Origin of the sequence: Pseudomonas sp. Irchel 3A7 (assembly GCF_900187565.1) — a bacterium.
Classification (GTDB): Bacteria; Pseudomonadota; Gammaproteobacteria; order Pseudomonadales; family Pseudomonadaceae; genus Aquipseudomonas.
On record NZ_FYED01000011.1, the window covers coordinates 162,856 to 177,076 of the forward strand.

The 14,221-nt window shown below is 59.1% G+C and carries 13 protein-coding genes; 6 read left to right on the plus strand and 7 right to left on the minus strand.

Annotated elements, in window-relative coordinates:
- The first annotated feature begins 68 nt into the window (after positions 1-68).
- Genes CKW21_RS19170 through CKW21_RS19180 form a run of 3 tightly spaced genes read left to right on the plus strand, consistent with a single transcriptional unit; the run spans position 69 to position 2,445 of the window.
- A complete protein-coding gene (locus CKW21_RS19170) occupies positions 69-821 on the plus strand; it encodes a 5-oxoprolinase subunit PxpA (RefSeq protein WP_095195514.1) in 753 nt (250 codons plus the stop codon).
- The gene (gene pxpB, locus CKW21_RS19175; protein WP_095195515.1) at positions 818-1,522 is read left to right on the plus strand and encodes a 5-oxoprolinase subunit PxpB; all 705 of its coding nucleotides are present in this window, start codon (positions 818-820) and stop codon (positions 1,520-1,522) included. Before CKW21_RS19170 ends, pxpB begins: the two co-directional genes overlap by 4 nt.
- Positions 1,519-2,445: a biotin-dependent carboxyltransferase family protein gene (locus CKW21_RS19180; protein WP_095195516.1), complete on the plus strand. Its 927-nt coding sequence runs from the start codon at positions 1,519-1,521 to the stop codon at positions 2,443-2,445. Before pxpB ends, CKW21_RS19180 begins: the two co-directional genes overlap by 4 nt.
- Positions 2,446-2,545: 100 nt before the next feature.
- Here the strand turns inward: CKW21_RS19180 and CKW21_RS19185 are convergent, their stop codons facing one another.
- The 3 genes from CKW21_RS19185 to CKW21_RS19195 form a co-directional block, all read right to left on the minus strand.
- Positions 2,546-3,724, minus strand: coding sequence for a VWA domain-containing protein (locus CKW21_RS19185; protein WP_095195517.1), 1,179 nt, complete (start codon positions 3,722-3,724; stop codon positions 2,546-2,548).
- A gap of 15 nt (positions 3,725-3,739) precedes the next feature.
- Positions 3,740-4,585 carry a MoxR family ATPase gene (locus CKW21_RS19190; RefSeq protein ID WP_095195518.1) on the minus strand — a complete coding sequence of 282 codons (846 nt, stop codon included), beginning with the start codon at positions 4,583-4,585 and terminating at the stop codon, positions 3,740-3,742.
- 221 nt (positions 4,586-4,806) lie between these two features.
- Positions 4,807-5,883 (minus strand): DUF748 domain-containing protein, encoded by a 1,077-nt coding sequence (locus CKW21_RS19195; RefSeq protein ID WP_095195519.1) that lies wholly within the window; start codon positions 5,881-5,883, stop codon positions 4,807-4,809.
- Positions 5,884-6,011: 128 nt separating this feature from the next.
- Between CKW21_RS19195 and cysK the strand changes: the two genes are divergently transcribed.
- The 3 genes from cysK to CKW21_RS19210 all read left to right on the plus strand — a co-directional run bounded on the left by cysK (position 6,012) and on the right by CKW21_RS19210 (position 9,525).
- Positions 6,012-6,986 (plus strand): cysteine synthase A, encoded by a 975-nt coding sequence (cysK, locus tag CKW21_RS19200; RefSeq protein ID WP_095195520.1) that lies wholly within the window; start codon positions 6,012-6,014, stop codon positions 6,984-6,986.
- A gap of 263 nt (positions 6,987-7,249) precedes the next feature.
- A complete protein-coding gene (locus tag CKW21_RS19205) occupies positions 7,250-8,188 on the plus strand; it encodes an aspartyl/asparaginyl beta-hydroxylase domain-containing protein (RefSeq protein ID WP_095195521.1) in 939 nt (312 codons plus the stop codon).
- 473 nt (positions 8,189-8,661) lie between these two features.
- Positions 8,662-9,525: a DMT family transporter gene (locus CKW21_RS19210; RefSeq protein ID WP_095195522.1), complete on the plus strand. Its 864-nt coding sequence runs from the start codon at positions 8,662-8,664 to the stop codon at positions 9,523-9,525.
- Between the two features lie 98 nt (positions 9,526-9,623).
- On the opposite strand, the gene CKW21_RS19215 is transcribed toward CKW21_RS19210, so the two are convergent.
- The 4 genes from CKW21_RS19215 to CKW21_RS19230 all read right to left on the minus strand — a co-directional run bounded on the left by CKW21_RS19215 (position 9,624) and on the right by CKW21_RS19230 (position 13,769).
- Positions 9,624-10,571: a LysR family transcriptional regulator gene (locus CKW21_RS19215; protein ID WP_095195523.1), complete on the minus strand. Its 948-nt coding sequence runs from the start codon at positions 10,569-10,571 to the stop codon at positions 9,624-9,626.
- A 69-nt stretch (positions 10,572-10,640) separates the two neighbouring features.
- Positions 10,641-12,170, minus strand: coding sequence for a tripartite tricarboxylate transporter permease (locus CKW21_RS19220; protein WP_095195524.1), 1,530 nt, complete (start codon positions 12,168-12,170; stop codon positions 10,641-10,643).
- Positions 12,167-12,700, minus strand: coding sequence for a tripartite tricarboxylate transporter TctB family protein (locus CKW21_RS19225; RefSeq protein WP_095195525.1), 534 nt, complete (start codon positions 12,698-12,700; stop codon positions 12,167-12,169). The genes CKW21_RS19220 and CKW21_RS19225 overlap by 4 nt, the downstream gene beginning before the upstream one ends.
- A gap of 52 nt (positions 12,701-12,752) precedes the next feature.
- Positions 12,753-13,769 carry a tripartite tricarboxylate transporter substrate binding protein gene (locus CKW21_RS19230; protein ID WP_095195526.1) on the minus strand — a complete coding sequence of 339 codons (1,017 nt, stop codon included), beginning with the start codon at positions 13,767-13,769 and terminating at the stop codon, positions 12,753-12,755.
- Between the last annotated feature and the right edge of the window lie 452 nt (positions 13,770-14,221).

The window sequence follows — 14,221 nt, forward strand, 5'->3', positions numbered from 1 at the left end:
AACCTGCGGACCTGTCTTGCGGATAGGTCCTGCAGCTAAGAAGAATAAAGCCTACAGGAGTGTTCATCGTGAGCCGCCTGCTATTGAACTGTGACATCGGCGAGAGTTTCGGAAACTGGACCATGGGTCTGGACGCGGAAGTCATGCCCTTCATCGATTGCGCCAACATCGCCTGCGGTTTCCATGCCGGCGACCCGAGCATCATGCGCAAGACCGTCAGCCTGGCCCTCAGCCACGGTGTGCAGATTGGCGCACATCCGGCTTATCAGGACCTGGTGGGGTTCGGCCGCCGTTCCATGGCCTATGCCACCCAGGAACTTCAGGACATTCTGCATTACCAGATCGGCGCCCTCGACGGCATCTGCCGGGCCCAGGGCGGCCGGGTCAGTTACGTCAAACCCCACGGCGCGATGTACAACGACATGATGGCCAACCCGGCGCAGTTGCGTGCGGTGCTGCAGGCCGTGGCCGCTTATGACCGCAGCTTGCCGTTGATGTTGATGGCCACCCGCGACAACAGTGCGGCGCAGCAGTTGGGCGATGAGTACGGCGTCACCCTGTGGTTCGAGGCCTTTGCCGACCGCGCCTATGACAGCGCCGGCAGGCTGGTTTCGCGGAGCTTGCCAGGTGCGGTGCATCACGATCCGGAGAAAATCATCGAGCAGGCGTTGATCATTGCCCGTGGCGACCATCTCACCGCCAGCGACGGCAGCGCTCTGCATTTGCAGGCCAATACCCTCTGCGTGCACGGCGACAACGCCAGTTCGGTTGCTGCCGTACGACGCATTCGTGAAGCGTTGAATGCGCAGAGTGCGCCATGAAGCTGCGGGTGGAAGTGGTCGCGCTCGATTGCCTGATGGTGCGTCTTTTTGATGAAATCGCCGAAGCCAACATGCCGTGGATGCTGGCGGCCAGCGAAAGCCTGCGGGCAGCGTTCGCTGAACACCTGATCGATCTGGTGCCGTCTTACACGACCTTGATGGTGCATTACGACCTGACCGCGTTGAGCCCGGTCCAGGCCAGGGAATTGATCGCCGAAGCCTTGATCGACCTGTCGCCCAACGCGCGTAGCCGCGGCACCTGCCATGTGTTGCCGGTGTGGTACGACTTGAGCGTCGGTCCGGAGCTCACGCTGTTGTCGCAACGCAGCGGACTGGCGGTGGAGGAGGTGATCCGCCGTCACAGCGAACGCGAGTATCAGGTGTTCGCCCTGGGTTTCGCACCGGGGTTCGCCTTCATGGGGCTGGTGGAGGAAGTACTTGCCGCGCCACGTTTGAACACGCCACGCAAGAAAGTCGCCGCCGGCAGTGTCGGCATCGCCGAACGACAGACAGCGGCCTATCCGGTGGTATCGCCGGGCGGCTGGAACCTGATCGGTCGCACCCCGGCCAAATTGTTTGACCGCAACCGTGACGGCTATAGCTTGATGCAACCGGGTGACACTGTGCGCTTTGAAGCGGTCGGCCATGCCGAATTCATCAGCCTGGGTGGTGACGACACGCCTTTGGAGGGCCTGGCATGAGCCGTTTGACGATTGAAGCGAGTACGCCGCTGTGTCTGTTGCAGGATGCCGGGCGATTCGGCGTGCGACATTTGGGGGTGACCCAAGGTGGCGGGCTTGATTGGCGCTCGATGTCCTGGGCCAACTGGCTGCTGGGTAACGGGCTGGATGCACCGGTGATCGAAATCACCCTCGGCGGGTTTGCCTTGGTGGCGCAAGACGATTGCGTGCTGGCGCTGGCCGGGGCGGATCTGGGCGCACAGGTGGACGGTGAGCCGCTGGCACCGTGGCGCAGCTTCAGGCTGCATAAAGGTCAGGTTTTGCAGTTCACCCAGCCATTGCTCGGCGCTCGCGCCTATCTGGCCGCGCCGGGTGGCTTTGATGCGCCGAAGGTATTGGGCAGCAGTTCGACGGTGGTCCGTGAAGAACTCGGCGGTCTGGATGGCATGGGCCGTGCGCTGAGTAAAGGCGCGTGTTTGAGCTATTCGGGCAATTCGGTGATGCTGCTGCGGGAGTTGTCGCCAGAACAAAGACCGGACCTGAGCCTCGATTCACCTTTGGACCTGGTGCTCGGTGCACAAATCGGTGAGTTCAGCGGGCAAAGCCTGTTCGATGCGTTCAATAGCGTATGGAACCTCGACAGCCGCGCCGACCGAATGGGTATTCGTCTGTTGGGTACGGCGTTGCAGTACCAGGGCAAACCGATGATTTCCGAAGGCATCCCGCTGGGCGCGGTCCAGGTGCCACCGGACGGGCAGCCGATCGTGTTGCTCAATGATCGGCAGACCATTGGCGGTTATCCGCGGTTGGGAGCGTTGACGCCGCTGGCACTGGCTCGGTTGGCGCAGTGCCTGCCGGGGGCGCAGGTACGGTTGCGGCCGGTGGTGCAGGAAGTGGCGCATCGCGAACAAGTCGCGTATCTGCGCCGATTCGGCAACCGTTAAAAGCTTCGCGAGCAGGCTCGCTCCCACAGGATCTCATGTACGGCAAAGATCCAATGTGGGAGCGAGCCTGCTCGCGAAGGCGCCCGAAAGGACAACGAGATTACTTGGAAAGAAACCGCATTCCTTCCTCCAGCCCCCGCAACGTCAACGGATACATCTGATCTTCGATCAGATCGCGGACGATATTGGTCGAGGAGGTGTAGCCCCAGGTGTCTTTCGGGTACGGGTTGATCCAGATGAGCTTCTTGTACTTCTCCCTGAACCGCTGCATCCACACATAACCGGCTTCTTCGTTCCAGTGCTCGACGCTGCCACCGGGCTGGGTGATTTCGTAGGGCGCCATGGCGGCATCGCCGATGAAGATCACTTTGTAGTCGGCGCCATACTTGTGCAGCAGGTCCATGGTCGACGTGCGCTCGGAGGTCCGGCGCATGTTGTTCTTCCACACCGATTCATAAATGAAGTTGTGGAAGTAGAAGTACTCCAGGTGCTTGAACTCGGTCTTGCAGGCCGAGAATAGCTCTTCGCAGATCTTTACGTGAGCGTCCATCGAACCGCCGATATCGAAAAGCAGCAGCAACTTGACCGTGTTGCGACGCTCGGGGCGCATCTGAATGTTCAGTAGGCCTGCATCGCGAGCGGTGTGGTCGATGGTGCCGTCAATGTCCAGCTCTTCCGCGGCGCCTTGACGGGCGAATTTACGCAGTCGGCGCAGGGCAACCTTGATGTTGCGCGTGCCGAGTTCCACCGAATCATCGAGGTTCTTGTACTCGCGCTGATCCCAGACCTTGGCCGCCTTGCCCTGGCGCTTGCCGGCATCGCCAACCCGAATGCCTTCCGGGTTGAAACCGCCGGAACCGAACGGGCTGGTACCACCGGTGCCGATCCATTTGTTGCCACCGGCATGGCGTTCCTTCTGCTCTTCCAGGCGTTTCTTGAACTCTTCGATCAGTTTGTCCAGGCCGCCGAGGGACTGGATCGCCGCCCGCTCTTCGTCGGTCAGGGAGCGTTCGAATTCCTTGCGCAGCCAGTCTTCGGGAATCAGTGCCTGCAAGTGGTCGTCGAGCTTTTCCAGGCCATTGAAGTAGGCACCGAATGCGCGGTCGAATTTGTCGAAATGCCGTTCGTCCTTCACCAGAATCGCCCGGGACAAGTAATAGAACTCGTCCATGTCGGCGAAGGTCACGCGCTGTTTCAGCGCGTTGATCAGGTCCAGCAGCTCGCGCACCGAGACCGGGACCTTGGCGGCGCGCATTTCATTGAACAGATTGAGCAACATGGCGTTGGCCTCTGCTTAGCGACTGCCGCGACGACTCATGAATGCCAGACGCTCAAGCAATTGCACGTCCTGTTCGTTCTTCACCAAAGCGCCGGCCAATGGCGGGATGGCCTTGGTCGGATCGCGTTCGCGCAGCACCGCTTCGCCAATGTTGTCGGCCATCAGCAGTTTCAGCCAGTCCACCAGTTCGGAAGTCGAGGGCTTCTTCTTCAGGCCCGGCACCTTGCGCACGTCGAAGAACACGTCCAGCGCTTCGCTGACCAGGTCCTTCTTGATGTCCGGGTAGTGCACGTCGACGATCCGCTGCATCGTGACGCGATCCGGGAACGCGATGTAGTGGAAGAAGCAACGGCGCAGGAAGGCGTCCGGCAGCTCTTTTTCGTTGTTGGAGGTAATGATGATGATCGGACGCTTCTTGGCCTTGATGGTCTCGTCGGTCTCGTAAACGTAGAACTCCATCTTGTCGAGTTCTTGCAGCAGGTCGTTGGGGAACTCGATGTCGGCCTTGTCGATTTCGTCGATCAACAGGATTACCCGCTCTTCGGATTCGAAAGCCTCCCAGAGCTTGCCCTTTTTCAGGTAATTACGAACGTCGTGGACCTTTTCCGTGCCCAGCTGCGAATCGCGCAAGCGGCTGACGGCGTCGTACTCGTAAAGACCTTGATGGGCCTTGGTGGTGGACTTGATGTGCCAGGTGATCAACTTGGCGCCAAAAGATTCGGCCAGTTGCTCGGCGAGCATGGTCTTGCCGGTGCCCGGTTCGCCCTTGACCAGCAGCGGCCGCTCCAGGGTGATGGCGGCGTTGACCGCCAGCTTCAGGTCATCGGTGGCGACGTAGGCCTGGGTGCCTTCGAACTTCATCTGCTAATCCTCGAACGGTAACGCCGACCTGAACGAGGCAGGGCGGGGCGCAATAAATGGTCAGCCCCGACTATAACGCGGTGTCCGGTCGACTGTGAACGCAGACGGCTTATTCAGTCTCTGAATGGGGCGTCACATCTTGACTCGGTCTTGGGGCAAGCCAGCAATTGCAGCTGCCACTGGTCGCCGAAGAAGCGGGTTGCTGTAACGTTACACTAACGTTAACCGGCATCCGGTTTCGGCCGCTCATAGCGTGCGTTGAATGCTTCGATGAACCCATTACGCAAAATCTGCAAAAAAGCCTCGAACGCGCTGATATCTTGCCGGTGTACATTGCCCCTCAGTTCGACACGGGTGGCAAACTGGTTCTTGCCCTGGTTTTTCAGCACGGTTTCGGAGCCACCGACGATGGCTTCCCAAATGGATCGGAAAATCCCTTTGTCCTTGTTTTCCACGTCCTGCTGCCAATTGAATACGTCGACGTCCCTCAGCAGCGGTTTGATGTAACCGGTCAATTTGGCTTTCTGGGCTTTCGCTTCGATCACCACGTCGCCATGGCCGGCATTGAAGTCGAACTTGCCGTAGGCCGAAGCGAAGTCGTTCATGCGTTTGAGCTCGATGTCCCTGACCCGCAATCGAAACTCGAAGTCTTCGAAATTGCTCAGCGGGTCGAACGTCGCGGTGGCTTCCAGCGGTGCATGCCCCAGCAGCAGCGCCTTGCCTTCGAAACGGGCGTCGCGCTTGCCTTTGGTGTCGACCACGTTGGTCAGGTTGTAGATGCTGGCATCGACCTTGGTGGCGTTCATGTTCACAGGTGGTTTGGAATTGAAGTTGCGAAAGCTGATTTTGCCGTCATCGATCCGTACTTCGTTCAAGGTAACCGGCAGCAGTTTTCCCAATTGCGCACGCCAGTCGGTACCCTCACCAGTCTGGGAGTTCTTTTTGTTGGCGCCGCCGTCGACGAAATTCACTTCGGGATTGATGAACAGCACCTCGGCCACCACGGCGTGGTCGTGCCAGAGGGAACGCCAGCTGACGGAAAGGTCGATCAACGGTGCATTAACGAACGGCACTGGCACCTTGCCGTCGACCTTGACGATTTTCAGGCCGTTGATTTTATAGGCACCGCGCCACAGGGCCAGGTCCACGTCGGCAATCTGGCCACGGTAGTCGCCCATGTCTGACAGTTTTTCGTTGAGGTAGTCGCGCACCAGCCAGGGCAGGGAGAAGTGCAGGGTTATCAGCAGCACAGCGAGGCCGCAGAGTGTCCAAAGGGGCCAGCTGTATAGACGTTTCATGGTGGCAAATCTCTGGCGATCTAAAGCCATTGACTGCGCTGATAACCGGACGTTCGACCTGACTGGACGCCTGCGGGCAACAGGCATACCTTGATGCGCTTAATAAATGCTGTATCAAGGACCCAGCCATGAGTCGTATTTTCGCAGACAACGCCCATTCCATCGGCAATACACCGCTGGTGCAGATCAACCGAATCGCGCCGCGCGGTGTGACCATCCTGGCCAAGATCGAAGGGCGCAACCCCGGGTATTCGGTCAAGTGCCGGATCGGCGCGAACATGATCTGGGATGCCGAAAGCACCGGAAAACTCAAGCCTGGCATGACCATCGTCGAACCGACCTCCGGTAATACCGGAATCGGCCTGGCCTTCGTGGCCGCCGCTCGGGGTTACAAACTGATGCTGACCATGCCTTCGTCCATGAGCATCGAGCGACGCAAGGTGCTCAAGGCGCTGGGTGCGGAATTGGTGCTGACTGAACCGGCCAAGGGCATGAAGGGCGCCATCGAAAAGGCGGGTGAAATCGTTGCCGGCGATCCGTCCAAATACTTCATGCCGGCTCAGTTCGATAACCCGGCCAACCCTGCCATCCACGAAAAAACCACCGGGCCCGAGATCTGGAACGACACCGACGGTGCCGTTGATGTGCTGGTGTCAGGCGTCGGAACGGGCGGAACCATCACCGGCGTTTCGCGGTATATCAAGAATACCCAGGGAAAACCGATCCTCTCGGTGGCGGTGGAGCCCGCCGTTTCGCCGGTGATCACCCAGGCCTTGGCCGGTGAAGAGATCAAGCCCAGCCCGCACAAGATCCAGGGTATCGGTGCCGGTTTTGTGCCGAAGAACCTGGACCTGTCGATGGTCGACCGGGTGGAATTGGTCAGCGATGAGGAATCGAAGGCCATGGCCCTGCGTTTGATGCAGGAAGAAGGGATTCTGTGCGGTATTTCCTGCGGCGCGGCAATGGCGGTGGCGGTTCGATTGGCCGAGACCCCGGAAATGCAGGGCAAGACCATCGTAGTGGTTCTGCCGGATTCTGGAGAGCGTTACTTGTCGAGCATGCTGTTCAGCGATTTGTTTACCGAGCAGGAGAACCAGCAGTAACGCTTGGGATACGCGGCACCCATTCAGACGTCATCGCGGGCAAGGATTACCCGCGATGGACCGCGCAGCGGTCTCTGAACAAATAGCGTGGTGCAGTTCAGCGGGCGTTCAGCCGCCCTGTGTCAAGAAGGGTTTATTGCACAATCCTTAACACTGAATGTTGGAAGAGGCGGGTTATTCCCGAAGTGGGTAGTGTTTATCATGCCGGCTGCAACGTCGGGTAAATGGCGTTGTGCAAAGTGTCAACCATCAAGGAGTTGTTGATGACCCTTTCCTTTGCCGCGAAGGCGTCAGTGTTGCTGCTGTTCTTCGGCAGTACGCTTTATGTGCATTTGCGCGGCAAGGTGCGGTTGCCGGTCTTGCGTCAATTCGTCAACCATTCTGCGTTGTTCGCGCCCTATAACGCATTGATGTACCTGTTCTCCCGCGTGCCCTCCAGACCTTATCTGGACCGCAGCAAATTCCCTGAACTGGACGTGCTCAAGGACAACTGGGAGGTTATTCGCGACGAAGCGATGCACCTGTTCGACGAGGGGTATATCCGCGCCGCCGAGAGGAACAACGACGCCGGTTTCGGCTCGTTTTTCAAGAAGGGCTGGAAGCGCTTCTACCTCAAGTGGTACGACAAACCATTGCCTTCAGCTGAACGCTTGTGCCCCAAAACCGTGGCGCTGGTCAGCGGCATTCCCAACGTCAGAGGCGCCATGTTCGCCCTGCTGCCGGGCGGCAGTCATCTCAACCCGCACCGCGATCCGTTCGCCGGTTCCCTGCGTTATCACCTTGGTCTGTCGACCCCCAACTCAGACGATTGCCGCATCTTTGTCGACGGTCAGGTGTATGCCTGGCGCGATGGTGAAGACGTCATGTTCGATGAGACCTATGTGCATTGGGTCAAGAACGAAACCGACAAGACGCGCGTCATTCTGTTTTGCGACATCGAACGACCGCTGAGCAACCGCTTCATGACCCGCATCAACCGCTCGATCAGTGCATTTCTGGGCCGTGCGACCGCGCCGCAAAACCTGGATGACGAGCGTGTGGGCGGGATCAATCAGGCTTACGCGTGGAGCAAGAACTCCAGTGACAAAGCCAGTGGCGCGGTCAAGCAGTGGAAGCGGCGCAACCCTAAGACCTATCGAGTACTGCGCCCGGTGCTGGCGGTAGTCGTGCTGATCTTGTTGGGTTATTGGCTATTCGGTTAACGCCCCTGTAGGAGCGAGCTTGCTCGCGATGGAGATTAACGAAAACGCGTGCATTCTGGATGGACGCGGAGCCCTTGAGACCATCGCGTGCAAGCTCGCTCCTACAGGTGGCCGTTCACTTATTGCAATCCATGTCTCGCGCTGGTTATAGTCGGCGCACAGTGAGTTCCCGAACCCACTTTTTCATCCCTCTACAAAAGATCAGCCCAATGCCTGCATCCCGGATCAACGCGGTAGTCGATTCAGCGGTCAACGCTGGCGTCGTGCCGTGCGGGAATCAGCAGCCTGTGCAGATCAGTCATTACCCACCACCTGTCAGTAGCACGCCGGTGTGCGCAGTCGTATCACCGCCGGGCGTTGGCGTTTCGGGCTGATCAGCTTTTTTGCTGTTCCCCCGCGCCCACCTGAACACAACTACTGAATTTCAGCTTCGGCTGAGTTGGCTTTTTATTGCCTGACTACAGGTGGTACTCATGTTTGTCCTTACTCAAAAGTCCGCGCTCGCGGCGGCTTCCACGAGCCTGTTCGTCCTGCTGTGGAGCAGCGGGGCGATCTTCTCCAAATGGGGGCTGGCCCATGCGGCGCCCTTTGCCTTTCTGCTGGTGCGCTTTGTCATTGCCTTGTGCGGTCTGTTGTTGCTGGTGCCATTGCTCAAGCTGAAGTTGCCCAAGGGTGGAAGGCCGATGCTCTACGCGATGTCCACCGGGATCGTGTTGCTGGGGGCTTATCAGATTTTTTATCTGCTGGCCCTGGACCTGAAAGTCACACCCGGTGTGATGGCGACCATCATGGGGGTGCAACCCATTCTCACGGTGGTGATCATGGAGCGTCAGCGATCAGCCAGCCGCCTGTTTGGCTTGGCGCTTGGGTTGGCCGGGTTGATCATGGTGGTTTTCCAGGGTATCGGTCTGGCCGGCATGTCGTTGGCCGGGATGCTCTTCGGTTTACTGGCGCTGGCGAGCATGACGTTCGGTTCGATCATGCAGAAGCGCATCACCGACAATCCCCTCGGCACGCTGCCGGTGCAGTACCTGGCTGGTTTGTTGCTGTGCGGGATCTTCGTGCCGTTCCAGCCCTTTCACTTCGAGCACAACAGCGGTTTTATCGTGCCGGTGTTGTGGATGGGGCTGGTGGTGTCAGTGTTGGCGACCTTGCTGCTGTACCGCTTGATCGCCCGGGGCAACCTGGTGAATGTCACCAGCCTGTTTTACCTGGTGCCGGCGGTGACGGCGGTGATGGATTACCTGTTTTTCGGTAATCGCTTGGCGACGTTGAGCATGCTGGGCATGCTGTTGATCATCGTCGGTCTGGTGTTTGTGTTCCGTAAAACAGTGTGAGTGTGTAGGAGCGAGCTTGCTCGCGATGGACTTTCAGACAATGCGATCATTCAGACAGCACGCGTTATCGTTGACGTCCATCGCGAGCAGGCTCGCTCCTACAAAGGGATCGAATGCGCATGCTCGGCCCGCACCGAATTCATGAACGCCTGCATCGCCGACGACTGGATGCGGTGACGCCGTGTGATCAGCCCGTAGGGGGGCAATCGCGCTTCGAACTTGATCGGCAACACGGCCAGCAAATCGCGGCCGGGATAATCCTCGACCACCGACACCGGGGTGACGCCAAGCATGTCGGTCTGCTGGATCAACGAGAGCAAGGTCATGATCGAGGTGGTTTCGACGATGCTGCTGGGGATATCGACCCGTGCGTTGTGGAACACCTGATTGATGATCGCGCGCATCGGGCTGGGATGCTGTTGCAGCACCCAGGTCTGATGCTGTAACTCGGCCCAACTCAGTTGCTTTTCTTGCGCCAGTGGGTTTTGTGCGCCGCAAATCACGCACAAGGCTTCTTCGCCGAGGCTGTCGAACAGTAATTCCTCGGCCCGGGCACCGGCCGGAATCCGCCCCAGCACGATGTCCAGTTGATCCTGCAACAATGCCTGCACCAGCACGTCGCTGGTATCGACCTGAATGCTCATGGACAACCGCGGATGGCTCTGTTTCAAGGTCGCGATGGTGCGGGTCAGAAGGCCCGACGCCAGCGCCGGAATCGCACCGACCGCCACCCGGCCAAGGTTGCCGGATTCGAGCGCCACCAACTCCTCGCGCATGCCGCTGAGTTCAGCGAAGACCATGCGTGCGTAGTAGATGACGGTTTCCCCGAACGGGGTTGAGCGCATGCCCCGGGGCAGGCGCTCGAAGAGTTCAACGCCGAGCAGGTCCTCAGCCTCATGCAGCATCTTGGTGGCTGCCGGCTGAGTCATGCCGATGTGGTCGGCGGCACGGCGCAACGATCCGAATTCCTGCAACGCCAGCATCAGCCGCAGTTGGCGCAGACGCAGTCGACTGTGGATCACATTGGCAACAGGAATTCGGGTCATGGGCCGCGCTCGCAGAAAAGAGTGCGGCAAGCCTGACAACAAATGTCAGGCGTTGCCAGCATTGCTGTGTCAAAGCACCGATTTTGGCTTGGCGACCGGGGATTTTCGCAGGCCCATCAGGGTTTGCAGCGCCTTGGAAATCAATGGCCAGAACAGCATCAGCAGTGCCGCCGTGGTCAGGCTGCCCACCAACGGGTTGGACCAGAAGATCCCCAATTGTCCGTCAGAGAACAGCATCGACTGGCGGAATGCATCTTCGGCCTTGTCGCCGAGTACCGCAGCCAGCACCAACGGGGCGATCGGGTAGCCAAGCTTCTTGAACAGATACCCCAGCGCGCCGAAGCCAAGCATCAGCACCACGTCGAAAAACGAGTTGTGCACCGAGTACGCACCGATGGCGCACACCATGATGATGATCGGGGCGATGATCGAGAACGGAATGCGCAGGATCGAGGCGAACAACGGCACGGTGGCCAACACCACGATCAGGCTCACCACATTACCCAGGTACATGCTGGCGATCAGGCCCCAGACAAAATCATGCTGTTCGACGAACAGCGTCGGGCCGGGATGCAGGCCCCAGATCATCAGGCCGCCGAGCATCACCGCCGCCGTGGCTGAACCGGGAATGCCCAGGGTCAGCATCGGCAACAGAGCGCTGGTGCCGGCGGCGTGGTCGGCGGTTTCCGGGGCGATCACGCCTTCGAGTTCGCCCTTGCCGAAGTTCTCGCGCTTCTTCGAGAAACGCCGTGCCAGGCTGTAGCTCATGAATGAAGCCGCCGTCGGACCGCCAGGGGTAATCCCCATCCAGCAACCGACCAGGGTGCTGCGCACAATGGTCCACCAGTAGCGGGGCAACTTGGCCCAGGTGCGCAGAATCACCATCGGTGTAATGCGCGCATGTTCGCCACGGAACACCAGGCCTTCTTCTACCGTGCAGAGGATTTCGCCGATACCGAACAAACCGATCACCGCCACTTCGAAACTGATACCGGTCATCAGGACCGGCTGGTCGAAGGTCAGGCGCAGGTTGCCGGAGACGGTGTCCATGCCGACCGCCGCCATGGCGAAACCGATCATCATCGCCACGACGGTTTTCAGTGGTGGGTTCTTGCTCATGCCGATGAAGGTGCAGAATGCCAACAGGTACACCGCGAAGAACTCCGGGGAACTGAACGACATGGCGAACTCGGCAATCCGGGTCGACAGGAATGTCAGCAACAAGACACCGGCCAGGGCACCGATCAGTGCCGAGCTGAATGCGGCGGTGAGGGCTTCGGCGGCGCGACCTTCACGGGCCATCGGGTAGCCGTCGAACGTCGTCGCCACCGATGAGGGCTCACCGGGAATGTTGAACAGGATCGAAGTGATCGAACCACCGAACAGCGCACCCCAATACATGCACGACAGCAAAATGATCGCCGACACCGGCGACATGGTGAACGTCAGAGGCAGCAACAGAGCCACGCCATTGGGGGCGCCGAGGCCGGGCAACACGCCGACCAGAATGCCCAGCAGCACGCCGACCACCATCAGGCCGATGTGGCCCGGGGTCAGGATCAGGTTCATGCCTTGCAGCAGGGAATCGAATTCGCTCATTTGAAGTTTCTCCCGGCCAGGGCAATCCAGTCGCCCATCGGGCCGGCATCCAGCGGGACCTTGAACCACAGCGCAAAAATCAGGTAACTGGCGAGTACCGCGCCGAGGGACACGCCAGCGATCATCCATTTGCCATAGGGCTTGGCGCGGGTGGTGTCACGCCACATGAACCAGGCGATGAACGCCGCCGAGGCGAGGTAAATGCCAGTGATTGGCATCGCACCGACGAACAACGCAATCGGCACGAACACCGACAGCACTTGCCTGAACGCACTGCGACTGACAAAGGCAACACTCAGGGCTTGCCAGCGCACCAGGGTCAATACGCCATTGGCCACGCTTGCGGCACTCAACAGCAGGCCGATATAGAAGGGGAAGTATCCCGGCTCGGGGCCGGCATCACCCCAGCCGATACCTTGTTCGATGCTGCCGAACATCACCACCACGCTAATCAGGGTGGTGAACAGTGTCAGGCCGAGTTCAACCCAGCGGGTGCCGATCAGCGCCGGTGAATCCGAAGAATGGGACATGAATCACCTCCAGCAGGTGAAGGCCGTTCGCGGGTGAACGGCCGTGAACAACTCAGTTTTTCAGCCAGCCGGCTTCCTTGAACACCGGAGTGACGCGAGCGGTGTCTTTTTCGATGTAGGCCGTCAGCGGTTCGCCTTCCAGGAAGGTCGGTACCAGTGCGTTCTGCTTGACGTAGGCCTTGAACTCCGGGGTCTCGGTGACTTTGCGCATCAGCTCGACGTAGAACGCGCGCTGTTCGGTGCTGATGTCGCCGGGCATGAACACAGTGCGCGGGAAGCGGTATTGATCGATGCCCAGGCCCTGTTCATGGCAGGTGGGCACGTCGGCCCAGGACTTATCGCCGGCGACTTTTTCGGTGTAGCTCATGCGCTCCTGGCTGAACACGCACAGCGGCTCGACCTGATCGCCGCGCCATTGGCTGATGCTTTCGCTGGGGTTGTTGACGTTGGCGGCGATGTGTTTGCCGGCCAATTGCGTCGCGGCTTCACTGCCGCTCTTGAACGGGATGTACACCAGTTTGCTGTTGTTGGTCTGGTTCAGCAGCAAGGTCAGGGTCTGGTCGACATCCTTGGACTGGCTGCCACCCATGCGCAGTTTCGAGGGATCGGCCTTCGCCGCTTCGTAGAAACCCCTGGCGTCTTTCCATGGCGCACCCTTGTAGCTCCAGAGAATGAAGTCATCCTCGGCCACGGCGGCAATCGGCGTCAGTTCCTGCCACTGGTAGCCGAGCTTGGACACCAGAGGCAACAGGTAGATGTTGTTGGTGCCGATCACCAGCTTCTCGGCATCGCCTTTGTTCATCTTCATGTCGAGAAAGGCTTCGGCGCCATTGCCGCCGCCCTTGTTGAGGACGATGGTGTTGACGTCGAGCAGTTTGTGGGTGGTGATGATTGACTGGATCAGGCGACCGAGCTGGTCGGTACCGCCACCGGGGCCGCCGGCAACGACGATTTCGACGTTCTTGTCAGGTTGCCATGCGGCGTGAGCGAGTGCGGGAAGACTGCCTGCGGCGATCAGCGTGCAGCCAAGAAACAGACGGGATGTGCGACGGACGAATGCATTTCGCATGGAAGGGCCTCGTTTTGTGTTTTTGTAATTGTTATGGGCGGCTTGTCTGTGCGGTAAAGCCGCAAGCCTGGGTCGAGTGTGGGAAGGCTGCGTCGTCGCGTCTAGTCAAAACAATACATACACCGATAGCCTGGGGTTATAGCTCGCCAAAGCAAAAGCCACGGCACTGGCGCAAAGCTTCGGACTAGAGCGGAATTTGCAACAAGTCGAAACAGTACCTGTCCCCTGAAAGCTCATTGAAAGTCCGGTATGCCATAACTCGAGGCTATCGCCATATTTCAAGTTTTGATTAGACGGTTATCGCTGAGCCTTCGATAGTGCTCACCAACGCCGCTTTTTATGTAGGAGCGAGCTCGCGATGGTCGTTAACGATAACGCTGGCTTTCTGGTTAAGCGCGGTGCTCTTGAGTCCATCGCGAGCAAGCTCGCTCCTACAGACAGACGGCACTGTT

Bases quoted from the DNA above. Each gene is read 5' to 3' on its own strand.
- pxpB (WP_095195515.1), top strand. From the start codon at position 818: ATGAAGCTGCGGGTGGAAGTGGTCGCGCTCGATTGCCTGATGGTGCGT.
- CKW21_RS19180 (WP_095195516.1), top strand. From the start codon at position 1,519: ATGAGCCGTTTGACGATTGAAGCGAGTACGCCGCTGTGTCTGTTGCAG.
- CKW21_RS19185 (WP_095195517.1), bottom strand. From the start codon at position 3,724: ATGTTGCTCAATCTGTTCAATGAAATGCGCGCCGCCAAGGTCCCGGTC.
- CKW21_RS19190 (WP_095195518.1), bottom strand. From the start codon at position 4,585: ATGAAGTTCGAAGGCACCCAGGCCTACGTCGCCACCGATGACCTGAAG.
- CKW21_RS19195 (WP_095195519.1), bottom strand. From the start codon at position 5,883: ATGAAACGTCTATACAGCTGGCCCCTTTGGACACTCTGCGGCCTCGCT.
- cysK (WP_095195520.1), top strand. From the start codon at position 6,012: ATGAGTCGTATTTTCGCAGACAACGCCCATTCCATCGGCAATACACCG.
- CKW21_RS19205 (WP_095195521.1), top strand. From the start codon at position 7,250: ATGACCCTTTCCTTTGCCGCGAAGGCGTCAGTGTTGCTGCTGTTCTTC.
- CKW21_RS19210 (WP_095195522.1), top strand. From the start codon at position 8,662: ATGTTTGTCCTTACTCAAAAGTCCGCGCTCGCGGCGGCTTCCACGAGC.
- CKW21_RS19215 (WP_095195523.1), bottom strand. From the start codon at position 10,571: ATGACCCGAATTCCTGTTGCCAATGTGATCCACAGTCGACTGCGTCTG.
- CKW21_RS19220 (WP_095195524.1), bottom strand. From the start codon at position 12,170: ATGAGCGAATTCGATTCCCTGCTGCAAGGCATGAACCTGATCCTGACC.
- CKW21_RS19225 (WP_095195525.1), bottom strand. From the start codon at position 12,700: ATGTCCCATTCTTCGGATTCACCGGCGCTGATCGGCACCCGCTGGGTT.
- CKW21_RS19230 (WP_095195526.1), bottom strand. From the start codon at position 13,769: ATGCGAAATGCATTCGTCCGTCGCACATCCCGTCTGTTTCTTGGCTGC.